At 63.8% G+C, this 24,979-nt stretch carries 21 protein-coding genes; 8 read left to right on the top strand and 13 right to left on the bottom strand.

Annotated elements, in window-relative coordinates:
- Window positions 1–5: 5 nt before the first annotated feature.
- Together ilvD and DAAJ005_RS05405 are read left to right on the top strand one after the other, a co-directional pair.
- Window positions 6–1,700, top strand: a complete 1,695-nt coding sequence (ilvD, locus tag DAAJ005_RS05410) for a dihydroxy-acid dehydratase (protein WP_151846222.1) — start codon at window positions 6–8, stop codon at window positions 1,698–1,700.
- 71 nt (window positions 1,701–1,771) lie between these two features.
- Window positions 1,772–2,689 (top strand): restriction endonuclease, encoded by a 918-nt coding sequence (locus DAAJ005_RS05405; RefSeq protein WP_151846221.1) that lies wholly within the window; start codon window positions 1,772–1,774, stop codon window positions 2,687–2,689.
- A gap of 136 nt (window positions 2,690–2,825) precedes the next feature.
- On the opposite strand, the gene DAAJ005_RS05400 is transcribed toward DAAJ005_RS05405, so the two are convergent.
- From DAAJ005_RS05400 to DAAJ005_RS05390, 3 genes are all read right to left on the bottom strand, one after another.
- Window positions 2,826–4,223 carry a YdgA family protein gene (locus DAAJ005_RS05400; protein WP_151846220.1) on the bottom strand — a complete coding sequence of 466 codons (1,398 nt, stop codon included), beginning with the start codon at window positions 4,221–4,223 and terminating at the stop codon, window positions 2,826–2,828.
- A 143-nt stretch (window positions 4,224–4,366) separates the two neighbouring features.
- Window positions 4,367–4,774 carry a DUF4174 domain-containing protein gene (locus DAAJ005_RS05395; protein ID WP_151846219.1) on the bottom strand — a complete coding sequence of 136 codons (408 nt, stop codon included), beginning with the start codon at window positions 4,772–4,774 and terminating at the stop codon, window positions 4,367–4,369.
- A complete protein-coding gene (locus tag DAAJ005_RS05390) occupies window positions 4,774–5,922 on the bottom strand; it encodes an acyl-CoA dehydrogenase (protein ID WP_192930929.1) in 1,149 nt (382 codons plus the stop codon). Before DAAJ005_RS05390 ends, DAAJ005_RS05395 begins: the two co-directional genes overlap by 1 nt.
- Window positions 5,923–6,132: 210 nt before the next feature.
- Here DAAJ005_RS05390 and DAAJ005_RS05385 point away from each other — a divergent pair, with 210 nt between their 5' ends.
- The gene (locus tag DAAJ005_RS05385; RefSeq protein WP_151846218.1) at window positions 6,133–6,330 is read left to right on the top strand and encodes a hypothetical protein; all 198 of its coding nucleotides are present in this window, start codon (window positions 6,133–6,135) and stop codon (window positions 6,328–6,330) included.
- Between the two features lie 550 nt (window positions 6,331–6,880).
- Here the strand turns inward: DAAJ005_RS05385 and DAAJ005_RS18880 are convergent.
- The gene (locus DAAJ005_RS18880; RefSeq protein WP_192930877.1) at window positions 6,881–7,048 is read right to left on the bottom strand and encodes a hypothetical protein; all 168 of its coding nucleotides are present in this window, start codon (window positions 7,046–7,048) and stop codon (window positions 6,881–6,883) included.
- Between the two features lie 121 nt (window positions 7,049–7,169).
- Here DAAJ005_RS18880 and DAAJ005_RS05375 point away from each other — a divergent pair, with 121 nt between their 5' ends.
- Together DAAJ005_RS05375 and DAAJ005_RS05370 are read left to right on the top strand one after the other, a co-directional pair.
- Window positions 7,170–8,855, top strand: a complete 1,686-nt coding sequence (locus DAAJ005_RS05375; protein WP_151846217.1) for an acyl-CoA carboxylase subunit beta — start codon at window positions 7,170–7,172, stop codon at window positions 8,853–8,855.
- 74 nt (window positions 8,856–8,929) lie between these two features.
- A complete protein-coding gene (locus DAAJ005_RS05370) occupies window positions 8,930–10,141 on the top strand; it encodes an acyl-CoA dehydrogenase family protein (protein ID WP_151846216.1) in 1,212 nt (403 codons plus the stop codon).
- 48 nt (window positions 10,142–10,189) lie between these two features.
- Here the strand turns inward: DAAJ005_RS05370 and DAAJ005_RS05365 are convergent, their stop codons facing one another.
- Window positions 10,190–10,720: a hypothetical protein gene (locus tag DAAJ005_RS05365; protein ID WP_151846215.1), complete on the bottom strand. Its 531-nt coding sequence runs from the start codon at window positions 10,718–10,720 to the stop codon at window positions 10,190–10,192.
- Window positions 10,721–10,798: 78 nt separating this feature from the next.
- On the opposite strand from DAAJ005_RS05365, the gene DAAJ005_RS05360 reads away from it, so the two are divergent.
- Window positions 10,799–12,499 carry a DNA polymerase/3'-5' exonuclease PolX gene (locus DAAJ005_RS05360; RefSeq protein ID WP_151846214.1) on the top strand — a complete coding sequence of 567 codons (1,701 nt, stop codon included), beginning with the start codon at window positions 10,799–10,801 and terminating at the stop codon, window positions 12,497–12,499.
- A gap of 24 nt (window positions 12,500–12,523) precedes the next feature.
- On the opposite strand, the gene DAAJ005_RS05355 is transcribed toward DAAJ005_RS05360, so the two are convergent.
- Both DAAJ005_RS05355 and DAAJ005_RS05350 read right to left on the bottom strand, forming a co-directional pair.
- Window positions 12,524–13,087: a CAP domain-containing protein gene (locus tag DAAJ005_RS05355; protein ID WP_151846213.1), complete on the bottom strand. Its 564-nt coding sequence runs from the start codon at window positions 13,085–13,087 to the stop codon at window positions 12,524–12,526.
- Window positions 13,088–13,306: 219 nt separating this feature from the next.
- The gene (locus tag DAAJ005_RS05350; protein ID WP_226342586.1) at window positions 13,307–14,566 is read right to left on the bottom strand and encodes a tetratricopeptide repeat protein; all 1,260 of its coding nucleotides are present in this window, start codon (window positions 14,564–14,566) and stop codon (window positions 13,307–13,309) included.
- A gap of 331 nt (window positions 14,567–14,897) precedes the next feature.
- On the opposite strand from DAAJ005_RS05350, the gene coaE reads away from it, so the two are divergent.
- On the top strand, window positions 14,898–15,515 hold the full coding sequence (gene coaE / locus DAAJ005_RS05345; protein WP_151846211.1) for a dephospho-CoA kinase: 618 nt from the start codon (window positions 14,898–14,900) through the stop codon (window positions 15,513–15,515).
- Here the strand turns inward: coaE and DAAJ005_RS05340 are convergent.
- From DAAJ005_RS05340 to DAAJ005_RS05315, 6 genes are all read right to left on the bottom strand, one after another.
- A complete protein-coding gene (locus tag DAAJ005_RS05340) occupies window positions 15,494–17,188 on the bottom strand; it encodes a CTP synthase (protein ID WP_151846210.1) in 1,695 nt (564 codons plus the stop codon). The genes coaE and DAAJ005_RS05340 overlap by 22 nt on opposite strands.
- 125 nt (window positions 17,189–17,313) lie before the next feature.
- Window positions 17,314–18,156, bottom strand: coding sequence for a PilW family protein (locus DAAJ005_RS05335; RefSeq protein WP_151846209.1), 843 nt, complete (start codon window positions 18,154–18,156; stop codon window positions 17,314–17,316).
- Entirely contained in the window at window positions 18,153–18,593 is a 441-nt protein-coding gene (locus DAAJ005_RS05330; RefSeq protein WP_151846208.1) for a hypothetical protein, read from the bottom strand. Before DAAJ005_RS05330 ends, DAAJ005_RS05335 begins: the two co-directional genes overlap by 4 nt.
- On the bottom strand, window positions 18,577–19,044 hold the full coding sequence (locus DAAJ005_RS19365) for a prepilin-type N-terminal cleavage/methylation domain-containing protein (protein ID WP_151846207.1): 468 nt from the start codon (window positions 19,042–19,044) through the stop codon (window positions 18,577–18,579). Before DAAJ005_RS19365 ends, DAAJ005_RS05330 begins: the two co-directional genes overlap by 17 nt.
- An 8-nt stretch (window positions 19,045–19,052) precedes the next feature.
- Complete coding sequence (locus tag DAAJ005_RS05320; protein ID WP_151846206.1) at window positions 19,053–21,197, bottom strand: DUF4900 domain-containing protein; 2,145 nt, start codon at window positions 21,195–21,197, stop codon at window positions 19,053–19,055.
- Window positions 21,198–21,289: 92 nt separating this feature from the next.
- Entirely contained in the window at window positions 21,290–23,434 is a 2,145-nt protein-coding gene (locus tag DAAJ005_RS05315) for an ATP-dependent RecD-like DNA helicase (protein WP_151846205.1), read from the bottom strand.
- Between the two features lie 208 nt (window positions 23,435–23,642).
- On the opposite strand from DAAJ005_RS05315, the gene DAAJ005_RS05310 reads away from it, so the two are divergent.
- Complete coding sequence (locus DAAJ005_RS05310; RefSeq protein ID WP_192930876.1) at window positions 23,643–24,821, top strand: exonuclease SbcCD subunit D; 1,179 nt, start codon at window positions 23,643–23,645, stop codon at window positions 24,819–24,821.
- Window positions 24,822–24,979 lie beyond the last annotated feature (158 nt).

The following is a 24,979-nucleotide window of genomic DNA, read 5'->3' as shown; positions in this document are numbered from 1 at the left end:
TGGGTATGACCGACACCGCCAAGAAGGCCAAGCTCAACTGGAACTCTCACCATGTCACGCAGGGCGACGAGCGCGCCCCCAACCGGGCCATGCTGCGGGCGGTGGGCTTTACCGACGGCGATTTCGAGAAGCCGATCATCGGTGTGGCGCACGCGCAGAGCAACATCACGCCGTGCAACAACGGGCTGGGCGAACTGGCCGGGCATATCACCGACGCCATTACGGAGGGCGGCGGCATGCCCCAGGTCTACGGCACCATCACCGTGTCGGACGGCATCAGCATGGGCACCGAGGGCATGAAGTGCAGTCTGGTCAGCCGGGAGGTGATCGCCGACAGCATCGAAACCGTCTCTCGTGGGCAGTCGCACGACGGCGTAATCGTGGTGGGCGGCTGCGACAAGAACATGCCAGGGGCCATGATCGGCATCGCGCGGCTGAACATCCCGGCCATCTTCGTGTACGGCGGCACCATCAAGCCCGGCCATTACAACGGCCAGGACCTCACGATTGTCAGCGTGTTCGAGGCCGTGGGTGCCTTCGGTGCAGGCAAGATCAGCCGTGAGGAGTTCACGCAGATCGAGAAGAAAGCCTGCCCCGGCAACGGCTCGTGCGGCGGCATGTATACCGCCAACACCATGAGCAGCGCCTTTGAAGCGATGGGCATGAGCCTGCCGTTCTCCAGCACCATGAGCGCGGTGGACGCCGAGAAGGCCACCTCCAGCGCCGACAGCGCCCGCGCCCTGCTGAAGCTGATCGAAAACGATATTCGCCCGCTGGACATCCTGACCAAGCAGGCTTTCGAGAACGCTATTACCGTGATCATGGCCGTGGGCGGCAGCACCAACGCCGTGCTGCACCTGATGGCGATTGCCCACGCCTGCGACATCGACCTGACGCTGGCCGATTTCGAGCGTATCCGCGAACGTACCCCTGTCTTCTGTGACCTGAAACCCAGTGGCAAATATGTCGCCACCGATCTGCACGAGGTCGGCGGCATTCCGCGCGTGATGAAGATGCTGCTCAAAGAGGGCCTGCTGCATGGCGACTGCCTGACCGTGACGGGAAAAACGATTGCCGAGAATCTGGCTGATGAAAGCGACACCCCCAATGCCGGACAAGACGTGATCCGCCCCTACGCCGAGCCGCTGTACACGCAGGGCCACCTCGCCATCCTGCGCGGCAACCTGGCCCCAGAAGGCAGTGTCGCCAAGATCAGTGGCCTGAAAAGTATCAAGATCACGGGTCCGGCGCGCGTCTTCGAGTCCGAGGAAGAATCGATGCACGCGATCATGGCCGATCAGATCAACCCCGGCGACGTGCTGGTGATCCGCTATGAGGGGCCAAAGGGCGGTCCCGGCATGCGCGAGATGCTCTCCCCTACTTCCGCCATCATCGGCAAGGGCCTGGGCGACAGCGTGGGCCTGATCACCGACGGGCGTTTCTCGGGTGGCACCTTTGGACTGGTGGTGGGCCATGTCGCCCCCGAAGCCTACGTGGGCGGCCCGATTGCCCTGATTCACGAGGGCGACACGATTGAGCTGAACGCCGAAACCTGCGAGTTGACGCTGCATGTGGATGACGCCGAGATTGAGCGCCGCCGGGGCGCGTGGGTGCAGCCGGAACCCCGCTATAAGCGCGGCGTGCTGGCGAAGTACGCCAAGCTGGTGAGCAGCGCGGCGGTGGGGGCTTACACGGACTGATTGAGGAAAGTTCAGAATTGAGCCGTCTCCCGTTGGGGTAGGCGGCTCTTTTTGTTCGGCTAAAGTTGGCTATGACCGTTACCGATTACCAGACATTGATGCGCCCCTTGCTGGAGAGCCTGCAAGACGGTCAGACCCATTCAATGCAGGAAGTATCGGCAGCACTCGCGGAGCAATTTCAGCTCACCGAAGTTGATCTTCAGGAAATGCTTCCCAGCGGCAGACAGGCCACTTTTGCCAATCGGGTCGGCTGGGCAAAAACCTACCTCGCAAAAGCGCAGGTGGTGGAAACGGTGGTTCGCGGGACGGTGAGGCTCACAGCGCGAGGGCGCGAACTTCTGGGCCGCGTGCCGGGCCGAATCACACAGAACGATCTCAAGGTTTACCCGGAGTTTCAGGCATTCAAAGAAACCCGCCGCAGTGGGCCAACCGCCCAGCCCCAATCAAATGCTGCCGACATTCAGCACACCGACATTTCGCCGGATGAACAACTGGACACCCTGTATGCCGAACTCAGCGCCGCCCTGGCCGACGAACTACTCACCCAGGTGCGCGCCCTGACACCGCAGCAATTTGAGATTCTGGTGGTGCAACTGCTGGTGGCGATGGGCTACGGCGGCAGCGTGCGCGACGCCGGGCAAGCGCTGGGGCGCAGTGGCGACAACGGGATTGACGGCGTGGTCAAGCAAGACCCACTGGGACTGGACAAGGTCTATGTTCAGGCCAAACAGTGGACCAACAACGTGGGCAGCCAGGAAGTGCGGAACTTCTCCGGCAGCCTGACCTATCACAAGGCGTCCAAGGGCGTATTGATCACCACCGCAGGCTTCAGCTCAAGCGCCACGGATACGGCCCGGCAAATCGGCAACATCATCCTGATCGGCGGCGACACCCTGGCCGAGTTGATGATCCAGTACGGCGTCGGCGTGATTACCCGCAGCACCTATCTGGTCAAGAAAATCGACAGCGACTTCTTTGAAGGGATTTGACGTTGCTCCACTCTGCTCCCCCATCGCACCGATGATCTGACAGCATGCATGGAGTTGTGGCAGGACCGGGCAGCCACGCGCCATACGTCGGGCAAACCGCTGCGCCAGCAAGACATGTGGAGGCGGCTCTTTGCCTCTAGAATCCGCCACCCAGCGCCTGACCGTTAATCGTGGCCTCGCCCCCGCCGAAAGCCAGATTGCTGACCAGATTGTTGCCCTGACGTTTCAGATAGCCCACCTCGATCAGAGACTCAAGCCCGGCGGCGGCGGCGGGGGACAGCTCACCCAGCAACTCGCGCAGCGCAGGCTCGGCGGCCTTGAGTTGCGCCTGCACCCTGACCATGCCCAGCGCCATCGCGGGGCTGGACGCCAGCATCTGGGCGGTTTCGGCGTCCAGTTCACTGGCTCCAGGCAGTTCAGCCTTGCCCGTCAGCACGATGTCGCCGCCCGTCTGCGTGAGGCTCAGGCGATCAATGGCAAAAATCGGCCCGGCCCGCAGCAGGGCCAGTGCGTCCTCGGTCAGGGCCTTTTTCTGCGCCTCGGTCAGGTCCGCCGCGTCGGGATCGTCCTGGAGTTGCTGGCCCAGGGTTTGCAGGGTGGTCACCATACGGGCCAGCGGTTCCTGGCTCAGATGGCCCAGGCTCAGATGGAGCTGCACGTTCTTCAGGTTCTGTGTCCCGCTTCCCAGCCCTGAGAAGCCAAGCTGCCCGATGTTGTACTGAACGCCGCCACTGTAAAAACCGTCGCTCAGGGTGCTGACGCTGCTGACCTTGAGGTCTTTGAGGTCCAACCCATCCTGCGCCCCACCAGGCGTACCGCCGTAAGTCGCGGACGCCAGGGTCAGAATCTGCTCGCCCACGCCCAGCGGATCGTCCGCGTTCTGCTTGACGGCGTTGCCGTTCAGGGCCATGCCGCTGATGGTCAGCACCCCGTCCTCCGAGGCGAGTTTGAATTCGGGCCAGCTCAACTGCGTGCTGGACTTCAGGCCACCGTTCTCGATGTCGCCAGTCATGGCCTGCCAGCTCAACGTGGAACTTCCCACGTCGCCCTCCTCAAGCAGCGTGCCAGCCGGAATGTCGAGGTGGGTGGAGGTGCCACCGCCCAGCCCCACGACGGTGCGGATGGTGGGTTTCTGGTTCCCGAACGCCTTCTCGACCTTGGCTTGAAGCGCCGGGTCAGCAAAGCGGACCTCGGTATCGACGATGGCATTGCCCACCGCCTGGAAACCCGGAAATGGCCCGTGCTGAATGTGATTGATCACGATCAGGGCCACGTCCTCCATTCCCTTGCCCAGCGTCACGTTCATGGTCTGGGTGCTGTTCAGCAAGCCGCGCTGATAGGTGGAAGATTTGACTTTGGCATAGCCCGTGGCCTCCAGTTGCGCCTCAAGCGTCTGGGCCAGGGTCTGCTGGGTCTGGGCGGTCTGGCTGCTGGTGTACGCCGTGGCTCCAGCCAGCGCGCCGACGACCAGCAGGGCACCCACACCCAGCGCGGGCAGGCGGGAACGACGGGCCGGAGAACGGAGGGATGTCATACCATCAAGCTTAGTAGAAAGCGGTTCAGCAGGAGGGCGCAACTCTGTTCTTCTGGTCCGAAATCTCTAAACGGAGTACAAAAAGACAGCCAGTTCAAACCTGCGAAACGCCCTGCATCTACTTAGATTGCACTTCTACGCTGCTAGCGCCCCCGCACCCGCTGCTCCTGCCGCCGCATGGGCATGGTATCCACCAGCGCGGCCACCGTATTCAGGGCCGGAAAGGTCTGGTAGCGCGCTTTGATGCCCGTATCCTTGCCAATCAGTGCGGCGGGGCCATACTGCGCGCCCTGCTGGCCACCCGGATCGGCCAGCAGGGTCAGCATGAGCGTCTGCGGGCCGTTCAGGCGGGCGTCACCTGGGGGCAGCAGCGCCACCACGCGCAGGTCCCGCACCTGCAATTCAGCGTCCTGCCGCCGCGCCTCGGCCAGATAGGCGGCGGGCGGATTGCTGACGATCAGGATGCGTTCCTTGCCCAGCACCCCGGCCAGGGACCATGGCTGACCCTGCGCGGTCTGGAGGGTAAACCCCAGTGCCAGCGCCACCAGCATCAGCCCTCCAGCTCCGCGAAGATGGCCCGGCTGATCACCAATTGCTGAATTTCAGAGGTACCCTCATAGATCTCGGTGACCTTGGCGTCGCGGTACAGGCGTTCCACCGGGTAATCGCGGCTGTAGCCGTTGCCGCCAAAGATCTGGATGGCGTCCCGCGCACAGTCCACCGCCGCCTCAGAGGCCAGCAGTTTGGCCATGCTGGCCTCCTTGCCGTAGGGCTGGCCCTGATCCTTGAGCCAAGCGGCTTTTAGGGCCACCAGCCGCGCACTCTCGATGCGGGCAGCCATGCGGGCGATCTTGAAGGACACACCCTCAAACTCGCGCAGCTTCTTGCCAAACTGCTCGCGCTCATTGGCATATTTGCTGGCATGTTCCAGCGCCGCGCGGGCAATCCCGATGGCCTGCATGGCAATCCCGATCCGCCCGGCGTCCAGACTGGCGAGGGCCACGATCAGCCCCTGGCCCTCCTCACCCACCATGTTCTCGTGCGGCACGCGCACGCCGTCGAAGGTGACGGTGGTGGTGTGGGCAGCGTGCATGCCCAGCTTTTCCTCGGGCTTGCCGAAGCTCAGGCCGTCCATGTCCTTCTCAACGATAAAGCAACTCACGCCGCGTGCGCCGGGGCCGCCTGTGCGGGCCATCACCAGATATGTTTCAGCCTGACCGCCGCTGGTGATCCAGGCTTTTGCACCGTCCAGCACCCAGTCGTCTCCGTCACGGGTGGCCTTGAGGCGCAGGCTTGCGGCGTCGCTGCCCGCGCTGGCTTCCGTCAGGCAGAACGCACCGATCTTCTCTCCGCTGGCGAGAGGTCTGAGGTACTTCTCGCGCTGGGCATCGGTGCCGTACTTGAAGATCATCTGCTCGGGCAGGCCGTTCTGCACGCTGACGATCACGCCCACACTGGCATCCGCCGCGCAGATCTCTTCCAGACACAGGGCGTAGGTCACACTGTCCAGGGCCGCGCCGCCCCACGCTTCCGGCACGGTGGCCCCCAGCAGGCCCATCTCAGCCAGCCCGCGCAACTGCTGGTGCGGGAACTCGCCGCTGCGGTCATACTCGGCGGCGAGAGGGGCGATCTCGGCGCGGCAGAAATCACGGACGTGTTGCAGGATCATGCGGCTATCGTCATTCAGAGCAAACCCCATACCACTGGTCATCCCGCTCTGAGTCATTTCGCCTTGGGCAGGAACGGGCGCGTCAGTCACAGTCATGCTCCAGTTTAACAAGCGGAAGCCGGGCCAAACGCCCGTTAGGCTGGCGGCGGCGTCATCAGACATTCACCAAATATTTGTGCTCCCAGACGCGTTCAGCAAGTTGTCAGTGTTTTGTATTAACCAACCTCTTACCTTATGCACATGTCCTACACCCTCCTGAGACCCACCGCAAATGGCATGGAAAACGTCGGATGCTTTGAAACCTACCGTGCCATCCGCGCGGCCTCTCAGGAGGGCTACAGGTATACGGTGGCCGAAATCTCAGATGACCATGTCGAGATCGAAGATGACCGGGGCCGCATGTTATATCTGATCACCTGGACGCGCGACGACAACTGATTTCCTGGTCTGAAAACAATTTCACTTATATCAGTGTGTCACTTGTAACCATAAACATAGATCCACATCATTCGATTACAGGTGAATCTCTGCCTCCATACGACAGCTCTGGAGGCAGATGCTTTTTTTGTCGGCACGGATTTTTTAGACTTCGGCATTGATGGGATCAATGCCGCACCACAGCATCACTACGATTCGCAGACCGTCAATGGACAGCAGTCTCATCACCGTCAAAACCATTGTCGTTGCCGCCTCACATTCCGAGGGATTGGGGTGAAGAGCGTTACGCTTCAATGTCAGCAACGTCACTTCCAGCGCCGTGCGCTTCTTACCGTCGCTGAACCCGTGGTTATGGGCCAGCGTGGAGCCAATCGCCGCCGCTTTGGAGAAGAAGGTGAGGTAAGCATCTTCACCGAAAGCGCTGTCTACAGCTTTTCAAGCCGCACTCTCAAACACGCCTGGATGCGGTCGTGCGCGGCATGGATAAAGCTGGGGGTTGGAAAGTCCCAGCCACGATGATGGTGAAAATATCCCTCCGAAAAGGCCACCGTTAAAGTTCAGCCAGCAGGTCCAGGGTGCGCTTATCTGTCTGAATCTCGTGGGTCATCCACGCCAGAATTTCCTCGTCGGTCTGTTCTGGACGCGGTTCCCGCTTGACTTCCTTAAGAGTGACGAATATGCGCGTGTCCTCGTAGCTCCTCTCTTCAGCTTTGCTCATGCATGGCTTCCGCTCCCCCAGCGTAGCGCGGCAGCTCCGCCCTCAACGTGTCTCCACTCCCCGGACTGTGCCCATCCTTGCCCCACAACCTAACGAGCGTTTGTTAGACTGTCCGGCACAGATGACCGATACCGACACCAGCGCCCCGGCGCAGTCTGCCGCCAGCTCCAGCCCGGCCAATACCGCCTGGGCTGATGCGCTGACACGTCTCGAAGCCGATCAGAGCAAGGTCCACGCGGGCGGCGGCGCAAAGGCACAGGCCCGCCAGCACGACAAGAACCGTCTGACCGCCCGCGAACGCATCGCCCGCCTGACCGACGACAACACCCCCTTCGACGAGCTGATGACCTTCGCCGGTTGGGAGATGTACACCGATGTCGGCGGTTGCCCCAGCGGCGGCGTGGTCACCGGCATTGGCACCGTGGCAGGCCGCCCGTGGATGGTCATTGCCAACGACGCCACCGTCAAGGCGGGCGCATTCTTTCCCATCACGGCCAAGAAGGTGATCCGGGCGCAGACCATCGCGCTGGAAAACCACCTGCCGCTGATTTATCTGGTGGACAGTGCGGGCGTCTACCTGCCCATGCAGGACGAGATTTTCCCCGATCAGGATGACTTCGGACGCGTCTTTTACCTGAACGCCCGCATGAGCGCGCGCGGCATTCCGCAGATCGCCGCCATCATGGGTAACTGCGTGGCCGGGGGCGCGTACCTGCCGGTGATGTGCGACACCCTGATCATGACCGAGGGTTCGGGCCTGTATCTGGCCGGACCTGCCCTCGTGCGCGCTGCGATTGGTCAGGTGGTGGACTCCGAGGAACTGGGCGGAGCCGACATGCACGCCGCCATTGCCGGAACCGTGGATTATAAGGAGCCGGACGACGACGCGGCGCTGCGGCGGGTGCGGGCACTGGCCGACTTGTACGCACAGGGCGACGTTGCACCGTGGGCCAGACGCCGCGCGGAAGTGCGGGAAGCTTCAGGGCGTGACCTGAGCGAGATTGTCGGCTTTGAGAGCGGCAAGACCTACGACGTGCGCGATCTGATCACTTCCATCACCGACGGCGGCGAGTTCCATGAATTCAAGCCGGAATACGGCGAAACCATCGTCTGCGGCTTCTCGCGGGTGGGCGGCTACCCGGTGGCCTTTGTCGCCAACCAGCGCACCGTGATCAAGAAGAAGCTCAAATCGGGCGGCGAGCCGGGTTTGCGGACACGGATTGAGGTTGGAGGCGTGATCTACGGCGACTCTGCCGACAAGGCTGCTCGCTTCATTCTGGACGCCAATCAGGCCGGGGTTCCCCTCGTCTTCCTGTCCGATGTGACCGGCTTCATGGTGGGCCGCGACTCCGAGCAGGAAGGCATTATCCGCCGGGGCGCGAAGCTGGTGAACGCCGTGAGCAACAGCGTGGTTCCCAAGATCACGATCATCACGGGCGGCAGCTTTGGCGCGGGCAATTACGCCATGAACGGCAAGGCCTTCGGCCCACGTTTTATCTTCGCGTGGCCCAGCGCCAAATACGCTGTCATGAGCGGCAACGCGGCGGCCAAGACGCTGATGGACATCCAACTCGCGGCCCTCAAACGCGCTGGACATGAACCAGATGACGAGGAACTGAAACGCCTCTACGACGAGGTCAAGTCCAAGTACGACACCGAACTCGATCCCCGTTACGCCGCCGCCCGCCTGTGGGTGGACGAGATCATTCCGCCCAACGACACCCGTGACCGCCTGATCCGCGCGCTGGACGCCTGTGCAGGCAATCCGCATCAGGACGAATTGCGGGTGGGCGTGTTTCAGGTATGAGGGAAATCAGTGTTCAAAGCTTAATAACAGCAACCAGCATTTAAACCCGTCAACCGCAACCGGAGGTACCACCCATGACCAGCACCCTTGAACGCACCACCGCCGCCATCAGCCCCAACGTCCAGCCCATGAACGACGATCAGCGCACCATCGTGAGCGCTCTGAAGTCCTTCCTCAAGAACAAAGTGGAGCCGGGGGCTGCCGAGCGGGACCAGACCAGCGAATTCCCCATGCAGATCGTCAAGGAACTGGGCGAGATGGGCATCATGGGCGCGCAGACGCCCGAGGAATACGGCGGCTCGGCGCTGGACACCGCCACCTTCGCCATGATCATCGAGGAAATCGCGGCGGTGGACGGTTCGCTGTGCCTGACCGTTGCCAGCCACAATTCGCTGTGTCAGGGCCACATCCTGATCGGTGGGACTGAGGAGCAAAAGCAGAAGTTCCTGCCGGACCTCGCCGGCGCCAAGAAGCTGGGCGCATGGGGACTGACCGAGCCGGGCAGCGGCAGCGACAGCGGCGGGCTTCAGACCAAGGCGGTAGAGCAGACGGACGGCTCGTGGATACTGAACGGCTCCAAGAACTTCATCACGCAGGGCAGCGTGGGCGGCACCTACGTCATCCTGGCCCGCACCGACGCCGCCCGCGAGGGCAAGGGCAAGAACGACGGCATCAGCGCCTTCGTGTTCAACCGGGATGAGGTTCAGGGCTTCAGCATTGGACGCAAGGAAGACAAGCTGGGCCTCCGAAGCAGCGACACCGCCCAACTGATTTTCGAGGACATTCACCTGCCCGCCGACGCCCTGCTGGGCGAGCGCGGCAACGCCTTCAAGGACGTGATGAAGGTGCTGGACGGCGGGCGCGTGGGCATCGCCGCGATGGGCCTGGGTCTGGGCCGCGCCGCCTTCGAGTTCGCTGCCAAGTACACGCTGGGGCGCGAACAGTTCGGCAAGCCGATTGCGTACAACCAGGACATTTCCTTCCGCCTGGCGAACATGGACACCAAGTTGGAAGCCGCCCGCCTGCTGATTCGCAAGGCCGCCGATCTGAAGGACGCGGGCGAAAACTTCACCACGCCCGTGGCCCGCGCCAAGCTGTTTGCCACCACCGTGGGCGTGGAAGCCTGCGACGAGGCCATTCAGATGCTGGGCGGCTACGGCTACGTCAAGGAATACCCCGTAGAACGCTTCTGGCGCGACAACCGCCTGACCCGCATTGGCGAGGGCACGGATGAGGTTCAGCGTCTGGTGATCAGCCGGGACGTGCTGAAGCGGTTCGCGGACTGAACCAAATAAGCTGAAAGAGGGGCGGGAGGCTTGTGCTTCCCGCCTTTTTCAATCTTCTTCTAACTCTTCCATAAACTCGTCGTAGAGCCACTGGAGTTGATCAGAAAAGCCGTAGCCAAAGCCGTCGCCATCCTTAACCAATGCGGCGAGGCGTTTGTGCGGCACCGCGTCTGTGTCCAGCGTGCGCGCCCGCTTCAGTGCAGATGCGAAGACCTTTTCCATGCTGCTGTAATTGTTTTCCGGCCAGTCGCCGTAGGCGTTCAGGCAGCGAATCCCGGCCTCCACGTAGCGCAGTTCCGCGTCCAGCGCCTGCATGGGCGAAGCGACTTTCACATACGCAGCAAGGGCTTTTTTTGCTCCGCCGACTTTCATGGTGGGCATTCGGCCCTCGTCCCGGAAGGCCTTGAGCAATTCGCTATCCAGCTTGGCGAGCAGGTCGCTGCTGTCGCCTTCCAGCAGGGCCGTCAGCAGGCGTTTGTTGGTGATGTTGGCCTTGAACAGCGCCTCGATCAGGCCGCGTAATTCGGGGGCGTCCATCTCGGCAACTGTTTTTCGCAACTGGGGCAGCGTCAGGGGCATAGCTGTATTTTGCCCAGAATGAACGTCACTCTGGAAGCGGCAGAGAAAAAGGAAGGCGGGCTGCACTAAACTGCCCCTGTGGCTGACCTGACCCGCAAATCCCTTGTCCACGCCCTGAATTCCACCGCCGACCTGCTGGATTTACTGGGCGAGGAAGCCTTCCGTGCGCAGGCGTACCGCAGCGCGGCCCGCAGTCTGGAGGGGCTGGAGGCCGAGGCGTCCGAGCTGGCGGCAAAGGATTTTACGGGCATTCCCAAGGTGGGCAAGAACATCGCCGCCGAGCTGGGCGCGTACATGCAGACCGGCACCTTCGGCCCGCTGGAGGACGCCGCCAGCCAGATTCCCCCCAGTGTGCTGGGATTGTTCCGGGTGCGAGGGCTGGGGCCAAAGAAGATTCGCGCCCTGTGGGACGCCGGATTCGACTCGCTGGAACGACTGCGCGAGGGCGCACAGAGCGGCGGCGTGGCGGGGACCAAGGGGTTCGGGGCAAAAAGCGCGACCACCATTCTGGAGGCAGTGGATTTCGCTTTGGCCTCTCAGGAACGCCAGAGCCTTAGCACTGGGCTGGACATTTCAGGGGCGCTGGCGGCGCGGCTGAACGATCTGGACGGACATATCTCCGGCGACGCGCGGCGCGGCCTGGACACCGTGCGGGTGGCCCGCGTGACGGTGACGGGCACGGCTGAGGAGGTGTCGGCGCGGCTGGCGGGCGTGGTGGAAGACCTGGTCCCGGTGGAAAAAAAGCCGGTACTGGCGGGCCGGGTGGACGGCGTACCAGTGGAAATCGCCTACGCGCCAGCCGGGGCACGCGGCGCGCTCGATCTGATGATGGGCGGACCGGCGAAGTACCGCGAGGAACTGCGGGCAGACGCGAAGGCGAAGGGCTTCGATCTCAGCGGACGTGGGTTGAAGAAAGGTGGCACCCTGATTTCCACGCCGACGGAACAGGACGTGACCGACACCCTGGGCTTGCCGCTGCGCCCCGCCGAATACCGCGAACCGGAACACGACGGGGTCTGGCAGACGCTGCCGCCGCCGGAGCAACTGGTCACGGTGGGCGATCTGCGCGGCATGCTGCACACCCACTCGGTCTGGTCCGACGGCGCGGCGACGGTGCGCGACATGGTGGAAGCGACGGTGAAGCTGGGTCATGCCTTTCTGGGAACCGGGGACCATTCACGCGCCGCGCACTACGCCAACGGCCTGAGCATCGAGCGTCTGCACGCCTACATCGCCGAAATCCGGGCTTTGCAGGCCAAGGGGCTGCCCGTGCTGGCCGGGGCCGAGGTCGACATTCTGGACGACGGCTCGCTGGACTACCCGGATGACGTGCTGCTGGAACTGGATTACGTCGTCGCCAGCGTCCATAGCCTGTTCACGCTGGACCCGGCGAGGCAGACCGAACGGCTGGTGCGGGCCGCCTCACATCCACTCATTACCATTCTGGGCCACCCCACAGGCCGCCTGCTGCTGCGCCGCCCCGGCTACGCGCTAGACCTGGAAGCCGTGCTGGCCGCCTGCGAGGCCAACGGGACGGTGGTGGAAATCAACGCCAACGCCGCCCGTCTGGATCTGGACTGGCGCGACGCCCTGCGCTGGCGTCAGCGCCTGACCTTCGCCATCAACACCGACGCCCACGTTCCCGGCGGCCTGTCGGATACCCGTTTCGGCGTGGCGGTGGCGCGCAAGGCGGGGCTGCGGCCAGATCAGATTATCAACACGCTGGGGCAGGCAGAGTTTCTGGCGTTCGTGGCGCGGCAGCGGGCAGCGCGGGGCTGAGTTGACGGGAAATCTCGCTGACGCTCAGCGCGTGCCGAAATCCTGCACCCAGTAGGCGCTGTACTCGCCACCCGTGCTGGGGGCGTAACCGAAGCCCACTTCCTTAAGAGCTGGGTCCATCAGGGTTTCGCAGTGGCCTGTCTTACTGGCCAGCCAGGCGGTCATCGCCTCCGGGACCTGGATGTCGCTGAAGCCCGCCGCGATGTTCTCGCCCAGATTCTTCCAGTCGGTGTAACCGGCGGCCTCGACACGCATCTGCATGGTCCTGCCATCCGGTGAAACATGGTCAAAGTAGTTGCGGGCCGCCATGTCCTGCGCGTGGGCGCGGGCAGCCTTGCCCAGCAGGCCATTCCAGGCCAGGGCAGGAGCCGCCGCAAAATCCTTGCCCTGGCATTTGCGCGCGGTGGCGCGGGCCGTGTTCACGGCCTGGAGCATCTGGGCCTCTGCGGGGCTGGGGTCCGGTCCCCCGCCCTGACCGCCCTGCTTGTCCGGGGCAGGCGTTCCTCCACCGCCGCAGGCCGTCAGAAGCAGGGTACAGGTCAGCAGCAGGCCGCCCAGGAAACGGGGAGAGGAGAGGATGTTCTGCATCAGAAAGCTCCTTTTGAAGGGTCCGGGGAATGAATCTTGAACTCTCCACAGGCTAGGACGGCTGACCTTGCCAGGAGATGACAGCGAAAAAGATGAAGGGGGAATGTGGAACGCAATGATAGCAAACAACATGCTCCAGCCCATGCCAGAGGCCCATCCCGTGCCAGAAGAAGGGAGCCACATGCACACGGCACTGGCTCCCCCTTTAAGACTGACGCTCTAGCGCACGCGGGCCAGACCGTCCTGCGCGGCCTTGTAAGCCGGGCTGAGTTGCAGGGCGCGCTCATAGTTGTCGCGGGCCTTCAGGCGGTCCGGGGCCACCGCGCCCGCGCCGCGCTCGTAACTGAGACCCAGGTAATACAGGTATTCGGGGGTGCGGCTGCCCAGCGTGGCGGCGCGGGTCAACGAGTCGCGCGCACCCTTAAGATCGCCGACATCCAGGCTCAGGCGACCCAGATAGTAGTAGAACTCGGGGTTACGCAGCGGGTCCAGGGTCACGGCCTGGGTGAGCTGGGTCTTGGCGGTGGCGCGGTCTCCAGCCAGATAGCTGACCACGCCGTACTGCCCCACCGCGTAGGCGTTGGTGGGGGCCAGACGGGCAGCCTGGGCGGCCTCGGACTTGGCCGCGCCCGCGTCGCCGTTCAGGGCCAGCAGTTTGGCATAGTACGCGCGGTTGTAGGGATCGCGCGGATCGGCGATGACCGCCTGTTGCAGGTAGTCCAGCGCCGCCTTGAGGTCCCCGGTGGCGTAGTACATGTCCCCCAGGTTAAACAGCAGCACGCTGTTGTCGGGGTTCAGCGTGTTGGCCTGCTTGAAGGCCTCGATGGCCTTGCCCACGTCGCCCTGCAATTTGTACACGTAGCCCCGGTCGTTGTAGATCCGGCTGAGGCTGACCTCGCCCGGCTTGCCCGTCTGCGCTCTGGCAATGGTTTCGGCGCTGTCCAGTACCTTCAGCGCCTCGGGCAGATTGCCCACGAAAGCCTGCGGATCACCCGAGCCGATGTACTGCTGCACGTACGCCTGCGACAGATAGATGTAGGCATTCAGGTTGACCGCGTCCAGCTCCAGTGCGTTCTTGAGCGTGTCCAGCGCCGGGCCAAACAGACGCAGCTTGACCTGAGAACGCCCCAGCCCCAGCAGGGCGTCCACATTTTTGGGGTCCAGCTCGGAAGCGGCGCGGAAGGCCACATACGCCTCGTCATACTTGCCCTGCTCGTAATTGAACACGCCCTGCGCCACGTAATTGGCCGCCGGAATGGTGCGCGCTGGCGTGGTGGGGGCAGGAGCGGGCGTAACTGGGGCGGGTGTCGTTGGCGAGGGCACCACAGGTGCAGGCGTGACAGGCGTGGTCTGCGCGGGCGGTGTCTGGACCGGGGTGGGTGGCTGCGCCGTCTGGTTCTGGGCCAGCGCGTGGCCCGGTGCGGCCAGAAGTGCAGCGGCCAGGAACAGCGGGCCAGAAATACTCTTGCGTCGATTCACTTGAAAAACCTCCGTGGGTTGGTGGTGGTGAGGTAAGTTCCACAGATCATACTGTGCCGATCCCTCCTGGCCATCCGAAACCACGTCCTGATCGTCATGGGACACGCCCGGCATGATACGGGAGTGCCGGGCGCGCGGGGGTGAAGTGCCAGTGAGAGTGCCTGGAGCCAGGGGAGCAACAGGGAAAGCAGCAGAAAGGCGGTGTAGAACGCGCGGGGACTTCATCTGGCCGCAGTGTCCGCCATCCATTTGACGCGGGGCTGATGGGCCGCCTGCTCCCCCCTCCCCCGTGGGATCACCTCGTCTCAGCCACAGTCATATAGTCACGGCCATGACCGATTCAGCCTCCCCCCCTCCCCCACCCCGCCGTCTGGGCCTGACGGGTAGCATCGGCGCGGGCAAAAGCACCGTGGCGGCGCTGCTGCGCGCACGCGGCCTGACCGTGCTGGACGCCGACGCCCAGGCCCGGCTGGCCACGGAGGAACCCGAAACGCTAGAGCGGATCGAGGCCGCCTTTCCCGGCACGGTCAGGGGCGGTGTGCTGGACCGCCCGGCCCTGTCCGCCGTCGCCTTTGCCGATCCGGCCCGGCTGGCCGAGTTGAACGCGATTGTCCACCCCCGCGTGCGCGCCCGCATGACTGTGCTGGAACAGCAGGCTGTGGCGGACGGCGCACGGTGGACCGTGCAAGACGTGCCGCTACTGTTCGAGGGCGGTCTGGAAGCCAGCATGGACGCCGTGCTGGTGGTGGACGCCCCGCTGGATCTGCGCGTGGCGCGCGTGATGGAGCGCAGCCAGTTCTCGCGTGAGGAGGTGCTGACCAGAGACGCCCGCCAGACCCCCGCCGCTGAGAAGCGGCAAAAGGCTGACTTTGTGATCGAGAATGACGCGGGCCTGCCAGAACTGGAAGCGCAGGTGGATGCGGCGCTTCAGGCGCTGGGCATCGGCTGACTTTCCGACTCTGCGCTCGGGCGGCCAGACCGTTCGGCATCCTGCCGTTCCAGCGCCGCCGCCACGAATCCCGCGAATGGTGGGCTGGGGCGCATGGGACGGCTCTTGAATTCGGGGTGGGCCTGCAAGGCCACGAAGAACGGATGCCCCGGAATCTCGATGCTTTCTACCAGCCCCGCGCCCCGGCCCGCCACCCCCGGCGTCACGCCACTGATGGTCAGGCCCGCGTCCTGCAACCGCTGCGTGTAGGCGGGATTAACCTCGAAGCGGTGGCGGTGGCGTTCGCGCACCGTGCCGCCGTCCGGGATGCCGTAAAGACTGGCAATCTTCGTGCCAGCTTTCAGATCCATCGGCCAGTCGCCCAGCCGCATGGTGCCCCCCAGCCCAGCGATCTCCACCTGTTCGGGCATCAGGTCGATGACCTTGTGCGGGGCATACCCGTCGAACTCGGTGCTGTTGGCCCCCTGGAGTCCGGCCACGTTGCGGACGTACTCGATCACGGCGATCTGCATGCCCAGGCAGATACCCAGGTACGGCACCCCGTTCGTGCGCGCGTACTGCGCGGCGTGAATCTTGCCCTCGATGCCCCGGATGCCGAAGCCGCCGGGAACCAGAATGCCGTCCACGTCACCCAGTTGCGCTTCCAGGCCGCCCTCTTCCTCACTGGAATTATCTAACTCCTCGGCGTTGATCCACTTGATGTTCACGCGGGCGTCGTTGGCGATTCCAGCGTGCGTCAGCGATTCCAGCAGACTCAGGTAGGCGTCGGGCATCGCCGTGTACTTGCCTGCCAGCGCAATGGTCACGGCGCGTGTGGGCTGCTTGATGGTCCGCACGGCATTCGACCACACGCCCAGATTGGGATGCACCCGCTCCAGCTTCAGCAAATCCTCCACCGCCTTGCCCAGCCCCTGTTCCTCCAGCGCCAGCGGCACCTCGTAGACGTGCGACACGTCGAAGCTGCTAAAGACGCGGTTCTCACGCACCGAGGTAAACAGCGCAATCTTGCGCGTGATCTCGCTGGGCAGTTTTTCCTTGCTGCGGACCATCACGATGTCGGGGCTGATGCCCACCGAGCGCAGGGTGGCGACGCTGTGCTGCGTGGGCTTGGTCTTGAATTCATTGGACGTGCCCAGGTACGGCACCAGGGTCAGGTGCAGGTACAGCACGTTCTCGTCACCCTCGTCGAAACGGAACTGCCGGATGGCCTCCAGGAAGGGTAACGATTCTATGTCGCCCACCGTACCGCCCACCTCAATCAGCACGATCTCCGCGCCCGCGTTCTCCCCGGCCACTTTAATGCGCCTCTTAATCTCGTCGGTGATATGCGGGATGACCTGCACGGTCTGCGACAGATAATCCCCGGCGCGCTCCTTGCGGATGACCTCCTGGTAAACCTGTCCGGTGGTGATGTTGCTACCCGGCGGAATATCCAGATCTAAAAAGCGCTCGTAGTTGCCGATGTCCAGATCAGTTTCCGCGCCGGAAGCGGTCACGAAGACCTCGCCGTGTTCGTAGGGGCGCATGGTGCCCGCGTCGATGTTGATGTACGGATCGATCTTGACCGCTGTGACCCGGTACCCGCGCGCCCGCAAGAGTGCGCCCAGGCTGGCACTTGCCACGCCTTTTCCTAGAGAGCTAACCACGCCGCCCGTGACAAAGATATATTTCATGCCCAAATCTCCAAGCGCTTTGCCCCCCGAACGCGGTCTGTACACATTCTGTAGCGGGGCCAAAAAAGAAAAACCGGGGCGCTTGGCCTCCGGGATTTCATGGTATCACGCGCCAGCCTGGGTATTCAGGGCGACAGATTGCCCACGTTGCGCGGCGTGACCACCAGCGGCGTCACGCTCTGCGGCCCAGTGGTTGTGGCGTTGCGCGGCGGCACCGTGACCGCCCGCCCGCGCGTCTGCCGCGACACGGCCAGATTGATGGTGACAGAGGTGTTGCCAGGGGCCTGAAGCGTCCCCGCAGGCGGTGTGATGACCTCGAACAGGGGTGGGGTATTCGCGAGAGCCAGGGCTTGGGGTTGGACGTAATCGAGGAGGAGGCGGCCCGAACTTCCGCTGGCTGCACTGTAGCCTGAAACATTCAGGCTGGAGAGTGCGGGTGCCGAGGCATAATTGCTGCGATATTCCACCAAGACCCAGCGGTCTGTGTTGCTGGTGTCAATACCTGGATTGTTCAGGGAAGTCGCCCCACCTGAGCCAGTCCAGACGCTCCGCCGCACCGGGTAATACGCAAAGAACTGGTAACAGTATTTGACATCGCTGGCGCAGGTGTTTGCGCCTGCGGGCAGCAGTTGAGGCGGGCGAACAAACGCCACAATCGGCGCATCGGCTTGGCCGACCACCCAGGTTCCATTGCTCGTGACTGGATTCTTGAAGGTATATCCCGTCGCTCCCAGCGTGATCGTCGTCCCTGCTGGAAACACGTAGACTGCTTCCCGAATCTGCGCGGCCATGTAGTTCTGGGCGATCTGGCTTTCCTCCAGCAGTTCGCTGCGGCCCTGCACGTCGGTGGCACTGCGGGACGAGGAAATCAGCAGGTTGGTGGCGGCCAGCAGAACAAGCAGCCCCAGCGCGATGGCCACCAGCAGTTCGATCAGGGTCAGGCCCTGTGTTGTAGCGCGGCGCTTCATCGGCGGTCCACTTCCACAATCAGCTCGGCCAGCAGCTTATTGCTGTTCTGAGGGTCCACCTGAGTAATCCGCACACGCTTGAGCGGTGGCTGACTGATGACCGCCCCACAGGTGCCAGGTCTCCCCAGGGTGCCCGTGGGCTGGTTATCTACATCCAGAGCTGTAATCTCGATCTTCAGACCATCCAGAACCGCCGGATTCGTCAGGCAATTCTTATCGTAATTGCTCTGACTCAGCCAGTCGCCGCGCAGGGCTTCCATCGCGCGCTGGGCCGCCTGGGTGGCGCTGACCTGCTGGTTGCTTTTGCGGGTCAGGCCAAAAAAGCCAGTCAGGGGGGTCAGAACCACTAGCACGATCACGCTCAGCAGGGCGATGCTGACCAGCACCTCAATGATGGTCAGGCCCGCCGCCACACCAGACTCAGTTCTGCGTTGCACTGACCATCACCTTCCCCGTAATGCCGATGGCCTTGACCCACAGATTCAGGTTGGGATTGGAAGGACTGGTGAGCCTCCACGAGACGCCCGTGGTGTCCAGGGTGCCGAAGGGCGGTTGATAGTTCAGGATGATTGTGGTGTCCACTGGAGCAACCTTGACACCGTGCGGCAACGTGCGGACCTGACCAGTCCCTCCCGCCACAATCAAAAAATACTCGGAGGTATTGGAGGTGATCGCCACAGCGTTGATCACCCCCGATTTCTGCGCCCCAGTTCGCGCTCGGCGCAGGTCACCTACCAGTTGATAGGCCGCGTCGCGCAGTTCGCTCTGGCGCAGGCTGCGGATCAGGTACAGGCTGAATGCCCCCGCGATGATGCCCAGAATAGCGATGACCACCAGCAGTTCTAGCAGGGTAAATCCGGCCTGAGAGTGCCCAGTGCGCGTCCGCATCACTGGCCTCACTTGCCCGCACTCACGGCGTCGCCCTGAAGGCGGATGCCCAGGCCAGTGTTCTTCTGGAGGTCCTGATCAGTCGCCTTGAGCCGCAGCACCACGGTCCAGTCTTTCTGCGTGGGAAAGGACGGGGGGCTGAACCCGTCGTAGGTCCGCTGATCGTAGACGAAATTGCGGCCATAGCCGTGGCCATCGGTCTGGCCGAACGCGCCGTAATAGTCCTCAATGATCCCGCCGATCAGGTTGACCTTGCCCAGTGAGTTATCGGCTGAACCCTGGTTGTAACCCTGGACCTGCACCGCTCCCTGGCTGGCCATCAGGACCGCATGAATTTGCGGGTTGACGCCGATATTGGGGCAGTTGCCGATGCCGTCCGGGCAGCTTTTGGGGCTGATCAGGTTGATGTTGCCCGGAGTCACCACGTTCCCTTCTTTCTTGCCACTGGAGTAGATGCCAAGGATGTTCTGGGCGTTTTGCTGGTCACAGCGCGCGGCGGCGGTCTCGGTATTCTCACCGCCGCAAGGCGGCACGGTGTATTTGAGGCTGCTGGTGATGTTCACGTCCCCGGTGGCCGCCACCGTGACCCCGGCGAAACTGGCGATGCTGGCCCCCGCCGGGCCGCTCTGGGCCACATTGGGACCGCCGTTAAGGTTGGCAATCTTGCCGCCGTCCACCGAGATCACGCCGTTGAAGGGCTTGACCGTGGCGAAGGGGCCGCCCGCAGGCCCAACAGTTCCGGCGGCATCACGTCCGGCAGGAACCCACGCCCCATTGTTCTCAATGAACAGGGTGCCGTCCTGGCCATACGACAGTTCGACCGTTGCGCCGTTTTGCGTGTAACTGATGCGCTGCCGCTCCTGCCCGCCGATCTCATCGCGCCAGAGCCGCATTTGATCCACGTCGCCGCTAAGGGCCAGCCCAGCAGTGGGCAGTGGGATGGCCTGGCCACTCAGCGGATCGAGGTCATAGCCCAGGGCGGCGGCCCGCTGGTTCTGGGAGTTGGTGGGCAGCGGAATAAAGTCGGCGTCCCATTTGACCGACGACTTGAACTGCGGCTGAGTCTCGCCGACCCTGGGGGCATCTGCTGTGGAAAGGTTATCGGGGGGACCTCGTCCAGCCATCTGCGACGGGGTCAGGAATTGCGACGGCGCGATGCCAAAGCGCGCGCCCGGCTCGGCGGGGACCAAGCAATTCAGCTTTCCCGCCACCTCACCGATCAGCCCCGGTCCCGGCGGGCAACCTGCCGAGGTGACCTCGCCCCAGAAAGTGGGCGTCTTGTAGAACGTGAAGCGTCCATTGGTATGCACGGGGCCGCTGAACAGCGTGCGTTCAGTGAAGGTGATCAGCGTATCGTCGGCCTCCGCCTGTGGACTCTGGAACTGGCGGTTGGTGAACAGGCCGAACTTGGCGAACGGCTCGCGGCTGATCAGCAGGTAATATTCCCCCTTGCCGCCATTGGTGGCGCGGGCGCTGAGCCGCTGGGTGGTGGACCCGGTCACGCCCTGCGACTGCGCCGAGGGAACTTCAAAGTACAGTCGGTACTGGCCCTGCTGACGGTCCAGCCGGGTGGGCACCAGGCCAAACTGAACGCCGTAGCTGCCGTTCTGGCCTGCTGGACCGGCGTACTGCATGCCTGCCGTGCCGGAAAACATCTCTCCCCAGAACTTTGCGCGCGCCTGATCACCAGTGGCCCTGAAACCCTCTTTGGCAAAGTCGGCGGCCTTGACTGCGTTGGTGAGCAGAGTAACCCGCCCTCCGCCCGCATCCCGCAGGCCGTCCGCCGGAAACGTGCAGACGGTGGAAACCGGATTGGCCGGCGTAGGCAGCGGCTGAGGCGGCAGAACCGCCAGCCCGCACAGCGCGGCGATCTGGCTCTCGACCACCGAATTCCGGGTGATCGCCGGGATGGTGGCGTCGTCCAGCAAAGCCTTCATCACCTTCAGCCGCGCCTGCACCCGTGCCACGCCGGATTCGGCGGCGTAGCGCGCGCTCAGCAGCGCCTGCTGGTCCACGCTGGAGCGCCGCGACGACAGCGTGACCTGCGCCGTGACCGACATGATCACCGCCAGCAGCAGCATCACGAACAGCAACGACACGATCAACGTGGCTCCCTCGGTGGTTCGGGCGGGGGAACGGGGCGTAATGGACATGAAGTCAGTATGAAGGAAAAATGCCGAAAACTTCACCCCAGATTGGGGGAAGTCAGAACTCTGTCAGTCTTAATGCAAGGGCCGCAAGGAGATCAGCGCGCCCGTACCCGCTCCAGCAGCGCCGTATTCCGCGTTTCGCGCTGCCGCCCTGCCGCCTTCTGCCACGCCGAGGCCGAGCCGACGGCAAAGAAACGCTCGCGGGCGCGGGTCAGGGCGGTGTAGGCCAGATTGCGCGACAGCATGGGCATGTGCGCCTCGTGCAGCACGGTCAGGACGCTGTGCCACTCGCTGCCCTGCGCGCGGTGAACGGTCAGCGCGTAGCCCAGCTGCACGTTGAACAGTTCTGCGCCCGCCAGTTCCACGATGTTGTTGTCGAAATCCACCGTCAGGCGGTTGTTCTCGGCCTTCAGCACGGTTCCCAGCGTGCCGTTGAAGACTTCATTGGTGTAGTCGTTCTTGGTCTGCACCACGATGTCCCCGGCCCGAGCCTCGCCGTCCGCGATTTTGATGCCGCCCTCACCCGGATTGAACAGGCCCTGGAGATGATAATTCAGGTGTTCCATGCCCAGCGGTCCCCGGCGCATGGGCGTCAGCACCTGCACCTGCGTCGGCCCGCCCAGATCGCGCACCAGCAGCGCCACCCGCCGCGCCCCGCCGTCTGGATCAGCCTCGGTCAGATTCAAACGGGGATCGCCCCATGTCGGCGCGGAGCCGTGCAGCAGATCATGGGCGGCGCGGATGATCGGGTTCTGAGCGGCCTGACGGTAGACCGTTTCCAGCCGCACGGTGGGCGCGGTCTGCGTCAGCGCGAGCAGGGGCAATCCCGCGTCCACCGGGGGCAACTGATCGGTGTCGCCCACCAGCAGCACCCGCGCGCCCGCGCCCACTGCCGAGAGCAGCGAGAGCATCAGGCCGTCGCCGCACATGCTGACCTCATCCACGATCAGCAGGTCATAGGGCGCGGGTTCCAGATGGTTGTGCCGGAAGCCAGCGGGGCCGAAGCCCAGCAGACGGTGAATGGTGCTGGCACTGCGCCCGGTGACCTCGCCCAGCCGCCGCGCCGCCTTGCCGGTGGGGGCGCACAGGCCGACTTCCAGACCCATCCCCTCAGCCAGATCGGCCACGGCGCGGGTCGCCGTGCTTTTGCCGGTGCCGGGGCCGCCCGTCAACACCACCAGACGGTGTTCGGCCAGCAGCTCCAGCACCTGCGCCTGTTCATCCGATAAATCCTGCGCCGCGCCTGCTGGCACGGTCCATTCATCCCCACCCGGCGGCGTCGCCAGCAGCGTGCGGATCAGGGAGGCCAGCTTCTTCTCGGCGCGTAACGTGGGCGGGAGGTAAATGCGGCTCTCGTTGCGGTGCTCCGAGTTCATTTCCTCGGCAAACAGCGGAGCTTCATCGTCCGACAGACGGCCCAGTTCCACCGCCGTCTCCACCGCCAGTTTTGCCTGGGCCGCCGAAACGCGGGTGTAATGCGCCACGCCGCGCTCGGCCCGGTGACGCTGCAGGAAGGAGTGCCCCCCCTGCTGCGCCGCTTGCTGGAGGGCATACACGGCGGCGGCGGTCAAGCGGCGCGGATCGTCCTGCAAGCCGCCCTGCGCGGCCCACAGCTTGTCGGCGGTCAGAAAACCGATGCCCTCCACCTCGGTCAACGCGAAGAGATCGGCGGTCAGGCGTTCCAGCGCCGCCTCCCCGAAGTGTTTGACGGCCCGCTGTGCCTGCGAAATGCTCAGGCCCAGACCCTGCAAACCCGCCAGCAACCGCCGCTCCAGCCCCTGCTGGGACCAACTGCTGACCATCTTGTGCAGCGTGGACGCCGTGACGCCCGGCACCTGTAACAGCCTATTCGGATCGTTCTCCAGCACGTCGAAGGTGGCGGGGCCGAACATCCCGGCAATTCTCTTGGCAAGCACCTTGCCCACGCCACCCACGCGGGCCTCCAGATAGGCGGCCACCCCAGCCTCTGTCAGGTCAGCGGGCGCGGCTTCCAACACCATGTTCAGCACGCGGTACTGGTAACCGTATTCGCGGTGTTCCTCCATCAGCACGTCGGCGCTGAAGGTGTCCCCGGCATCCAGCGGGGGCATCATGCCGATCACGGTGGCGTCGGGGTCCTCGCCCTCGTCGTTGACGATGCGGGCGGTCATGACGGTAAAGCCCGACTCGGCGCGGTAACGCACACGGTTGACCCCGCCCGTCACGCGGAAGGCTTCGGTAGGGGGCGAAAAAGCAGTCACGGATTTAGTCTAGCGCCCGGGTGGGGGTTGGGACTGCAACGGCAGCACGCCGTCGTAAATCTCGTCCAGCGTGATGACGGTGTTCAGGCAAGCCAGGAGTTCAACGCGCTGCACGATCCTGAAGATGATCTGGGTGTGTACTTCAACTGCTTCCTGGCTGCGAAATGGGCTGGGGCAATCCACCCTACTCGTGATAGATTTTTCTGCAATGCGCGTACTTCACACCGCTGATTTCCATGCGGGCCGCAACCTGCGTGGTTATGACCGCACCCCCGAAATCCACGAGGCGTTGACCGAAATTGCCGCACTGGCCCGCAGCGAGAAGGCCGACGCCGTGCTGGTCTCCGGTGATCTGTTCGACACCGGCAACCCCTCGGCAGACGCCGAGGCCGCCGTGTTCGACTTCTTTCTGCGCCTACGTGACGCCGGGATTCCGGGTATCGTCATCGCTGGCAACCACGACAGCTCCGCGCGGCTGGAATCGGTGACCGGGCTGCTGGGCTGGGTGGGCATTCAGGCGGTGGCGCAGCCCACGGCCAACCCGCTGGACATGGTGCGAAGTATTGAAACGAAGGGCGGCGAGACCCTGACCGTGGGCGCGCTGCCGTACCTGTCTGAGCGGAGGCTGGTGAAGGCCGCCGACCTGATGGGCGGCGACACGGGGGCGTGGCGGCAGAAATACCGCGAGGGCATGGGCTTCTTTCTGCGCCGCCTGGGCGAAGGCTTCCGCGCGGACAGCGTGAACATGCTGATGGCCCACGCCACGATGGACGGCGCGGTGCCCAGCGGCTCCGAGCGCACGCTGCAATTTGACCTGACCAACCAGTACACCCTGTCGGGCCTGCAACTGCCTGCGGGCGCGCAGTACGTGGCGCTGGGCCACATTCACAAGCCTCAGCAGATCTCGGAGGCCCCACTGGCGTGCTATCCCGGTAGCATCATCCAGCTCGATTTTGGCGAGGGCGGCGAGAAAAAGCAGGTCAACTTAGTGGAGGTGGAGGCTGGACGCCCCGCCCGCGTTCACGCCCTGCCGCTGGCAAGTGGACGCGAGCTGAAAACCATTCGCGCTGACCTGGACAACGTGGAGGCGCGCATTAAAGCCTTGGGCGACTTTAACGGCCTGTTAAAAGTGGTGGTGCGCGCCCCCGCCGGAACCGCCCTGCCCGGCCTGAAAGACCGCGTGCTGAAGCTGGCCCCCAACACCCTGGCGGTGGACCTGGAGGCCAATCAGGAAGACCTCGCCCTGCCCGAATTGAAACGCGAGGGCCTGAGCCTGACCCAGCTCTACGAGCAGTATTACCGTGAGCGGCGCGGCGAATTGCCCGACGATCTGCGCGCCGCCTTCAAGGAAGCGGACGAGGCGGCGCGGGCGGAGGAAGTGGCGTGACTCGCGTTGCTCGTGGTCTAAAGGTCGAGCGGTCTAACTGTCTAACCGCTAAAACGTGGGGCGACTTGACTTTCGACGGCCATCTGCCCATCAAAAGTTGCTCAGAACGGGCTTTTCTCTCTCTCCCCCTGCGGGAGAGGGCTGGGGTGAGGGAGCAG

It is taken from the genome of Deinococcus sp. AJ005 (assembly GCF_009017495.1).
Taxonomy (GTDB): Bacteria; Deinococcota; Deinococci; order Deinococcales; family Deinococcaceae; genus Deinococcus.
Note: the sequence above shows the minus strand (reverse complement) of the source record. Positions and strands in the feature narration are given on the sequence as shown.

What these genes read in the sequence shown, in the direction of transcription:
- ilvD (WP_151846222.1), top strand. Translation starts at nt 6, where the DNA reads ATGACCGACACCGCCAAGAAGGCCAAGCTCAACTGGAACTCTCACCAT.
- DAAJ005_RS05405 (WP_151846221.1), top strand. Translation starts at nt 1,772, where the DNA reads ATGACCGTTACCGATTACCAGACATTGATGCGCCCCTTGCTGGAGAGC.
- DAAJ005_RS05400 (WP_151846220.1), bottom strand. Translation starts at nt 4,223, where the DNA reads ATGACATCCCTCCGTTCTCCGGCCCGTCGTTCCCGCCTGCCCGCGCTG.
- DAAJ005_RS05395 (WP_151846219.1), bottom strand. Translation starts at nt 4,774, where the DNA reads ATGCTGGTGGCGCTGGCACTGGGGTTTACCCTCCAGACCGCGCAGGGT.
- DAAJ005_RS05390 (WP_192930929.1), bottom strand. Translation starts at nt 5,922, where the DNA reads ATGGGGTTTGCTCTGAATGACGATAGCCGCATGATCCTGCAACACGTC.
- DAAJ005_RS05385 (WP_151846218.1), top strand. Translation starts at nt 6,133, where the DNA reads ATGTCCTACACCCTCCTGAGACCCACCGCAAATGGCATGGAAAACGTC.
- DAAJ005_RS18880 (WP_192930877.1), bottom strand. Translation starts at nt 7,048, where the DNA reads ATGAGCAAAGCTGAAGAGAGGAGCTACGAGGACACGCGCATATTCGTC.
- DAAJ005_RS05375 (WP_151846217.1), top strand. Translation starts at nt 7,170, where the DNA reads ATGACCGATACCGACACCAGCGCCCCGGCGCAGTCTGCCGCCAGCTCC.
- DAAJ005_RS05370 (WP_151846216.1), top strand. Translation starts at nt 8,930, where the DNA reads ATGACCAGCACCCTTGAACGCACCACCGCCGCCATCAGCCCCAACGTC.
- DAAJ005_RS05365 (WP_151846215.1), bottom strand. Translation starts at nt 10,720, where the DNA reads ATGCCCCTGACGCTGCCCCAGTTGCGAAAAACAGTTGCCGAGATGGAC.
- DAAJ005_RS05355 (WP_151846213.1), bottom strand. Translation starts at nt 13,087, where the DNA reads ATGCAGAACATCCTCTCCTCTCCCCGTTTCCTGGGCGGCCTGCTGCTG.
- coaE (WP_151846211.1), top strand. Translation starts at nt 14,898, where the DNA reads ATGACCGATTCAGCCTCCCCCCCTCCCCCACCCCGCCGTCTGGGCCTG.
- DAAJ005_RS05340 (WP_151846210.1), bottom strand. Translation starts at nt 17,188, where the DNA reads ATGAAATATATCTTTGTCACGGGCGGCGTGGTTAGCTCTCTAGGAAAA.
- DAAJ005_RS05335 (WP_151846209.1), bottom strand. Translation starts at nt 18,156, where the DNA reads ATGAAGCGCCGCGCTACAACACAGGGCCTGACCCTGATCGAACTGCTG.
- DAAJ005_RS19365 (WP_151846207.1), bottom strand. Translation starts at nt 19,044, where the DNA reads ATGCGGACGCGCACTGGGCACTCTCAGGCCGGATTTACCCTGCTAGAA.
- DAAJ005_RS05320 (WP_151846206.1), bottom strand. Translation starts at nt 21,197, where the DNA reads ATGTCCATTACGCCCCGTTCCCCCGCCCGAACCACCGAGGGAGCCACG.
- DAAJ005_RS05310 (WP_192930876.1), top strand. Translation starts at nt 23,643, where the DNA reads ATGCGCGTACTTCACACCGCTGATTTCCATGCGGGCCGCAACCTGCGT.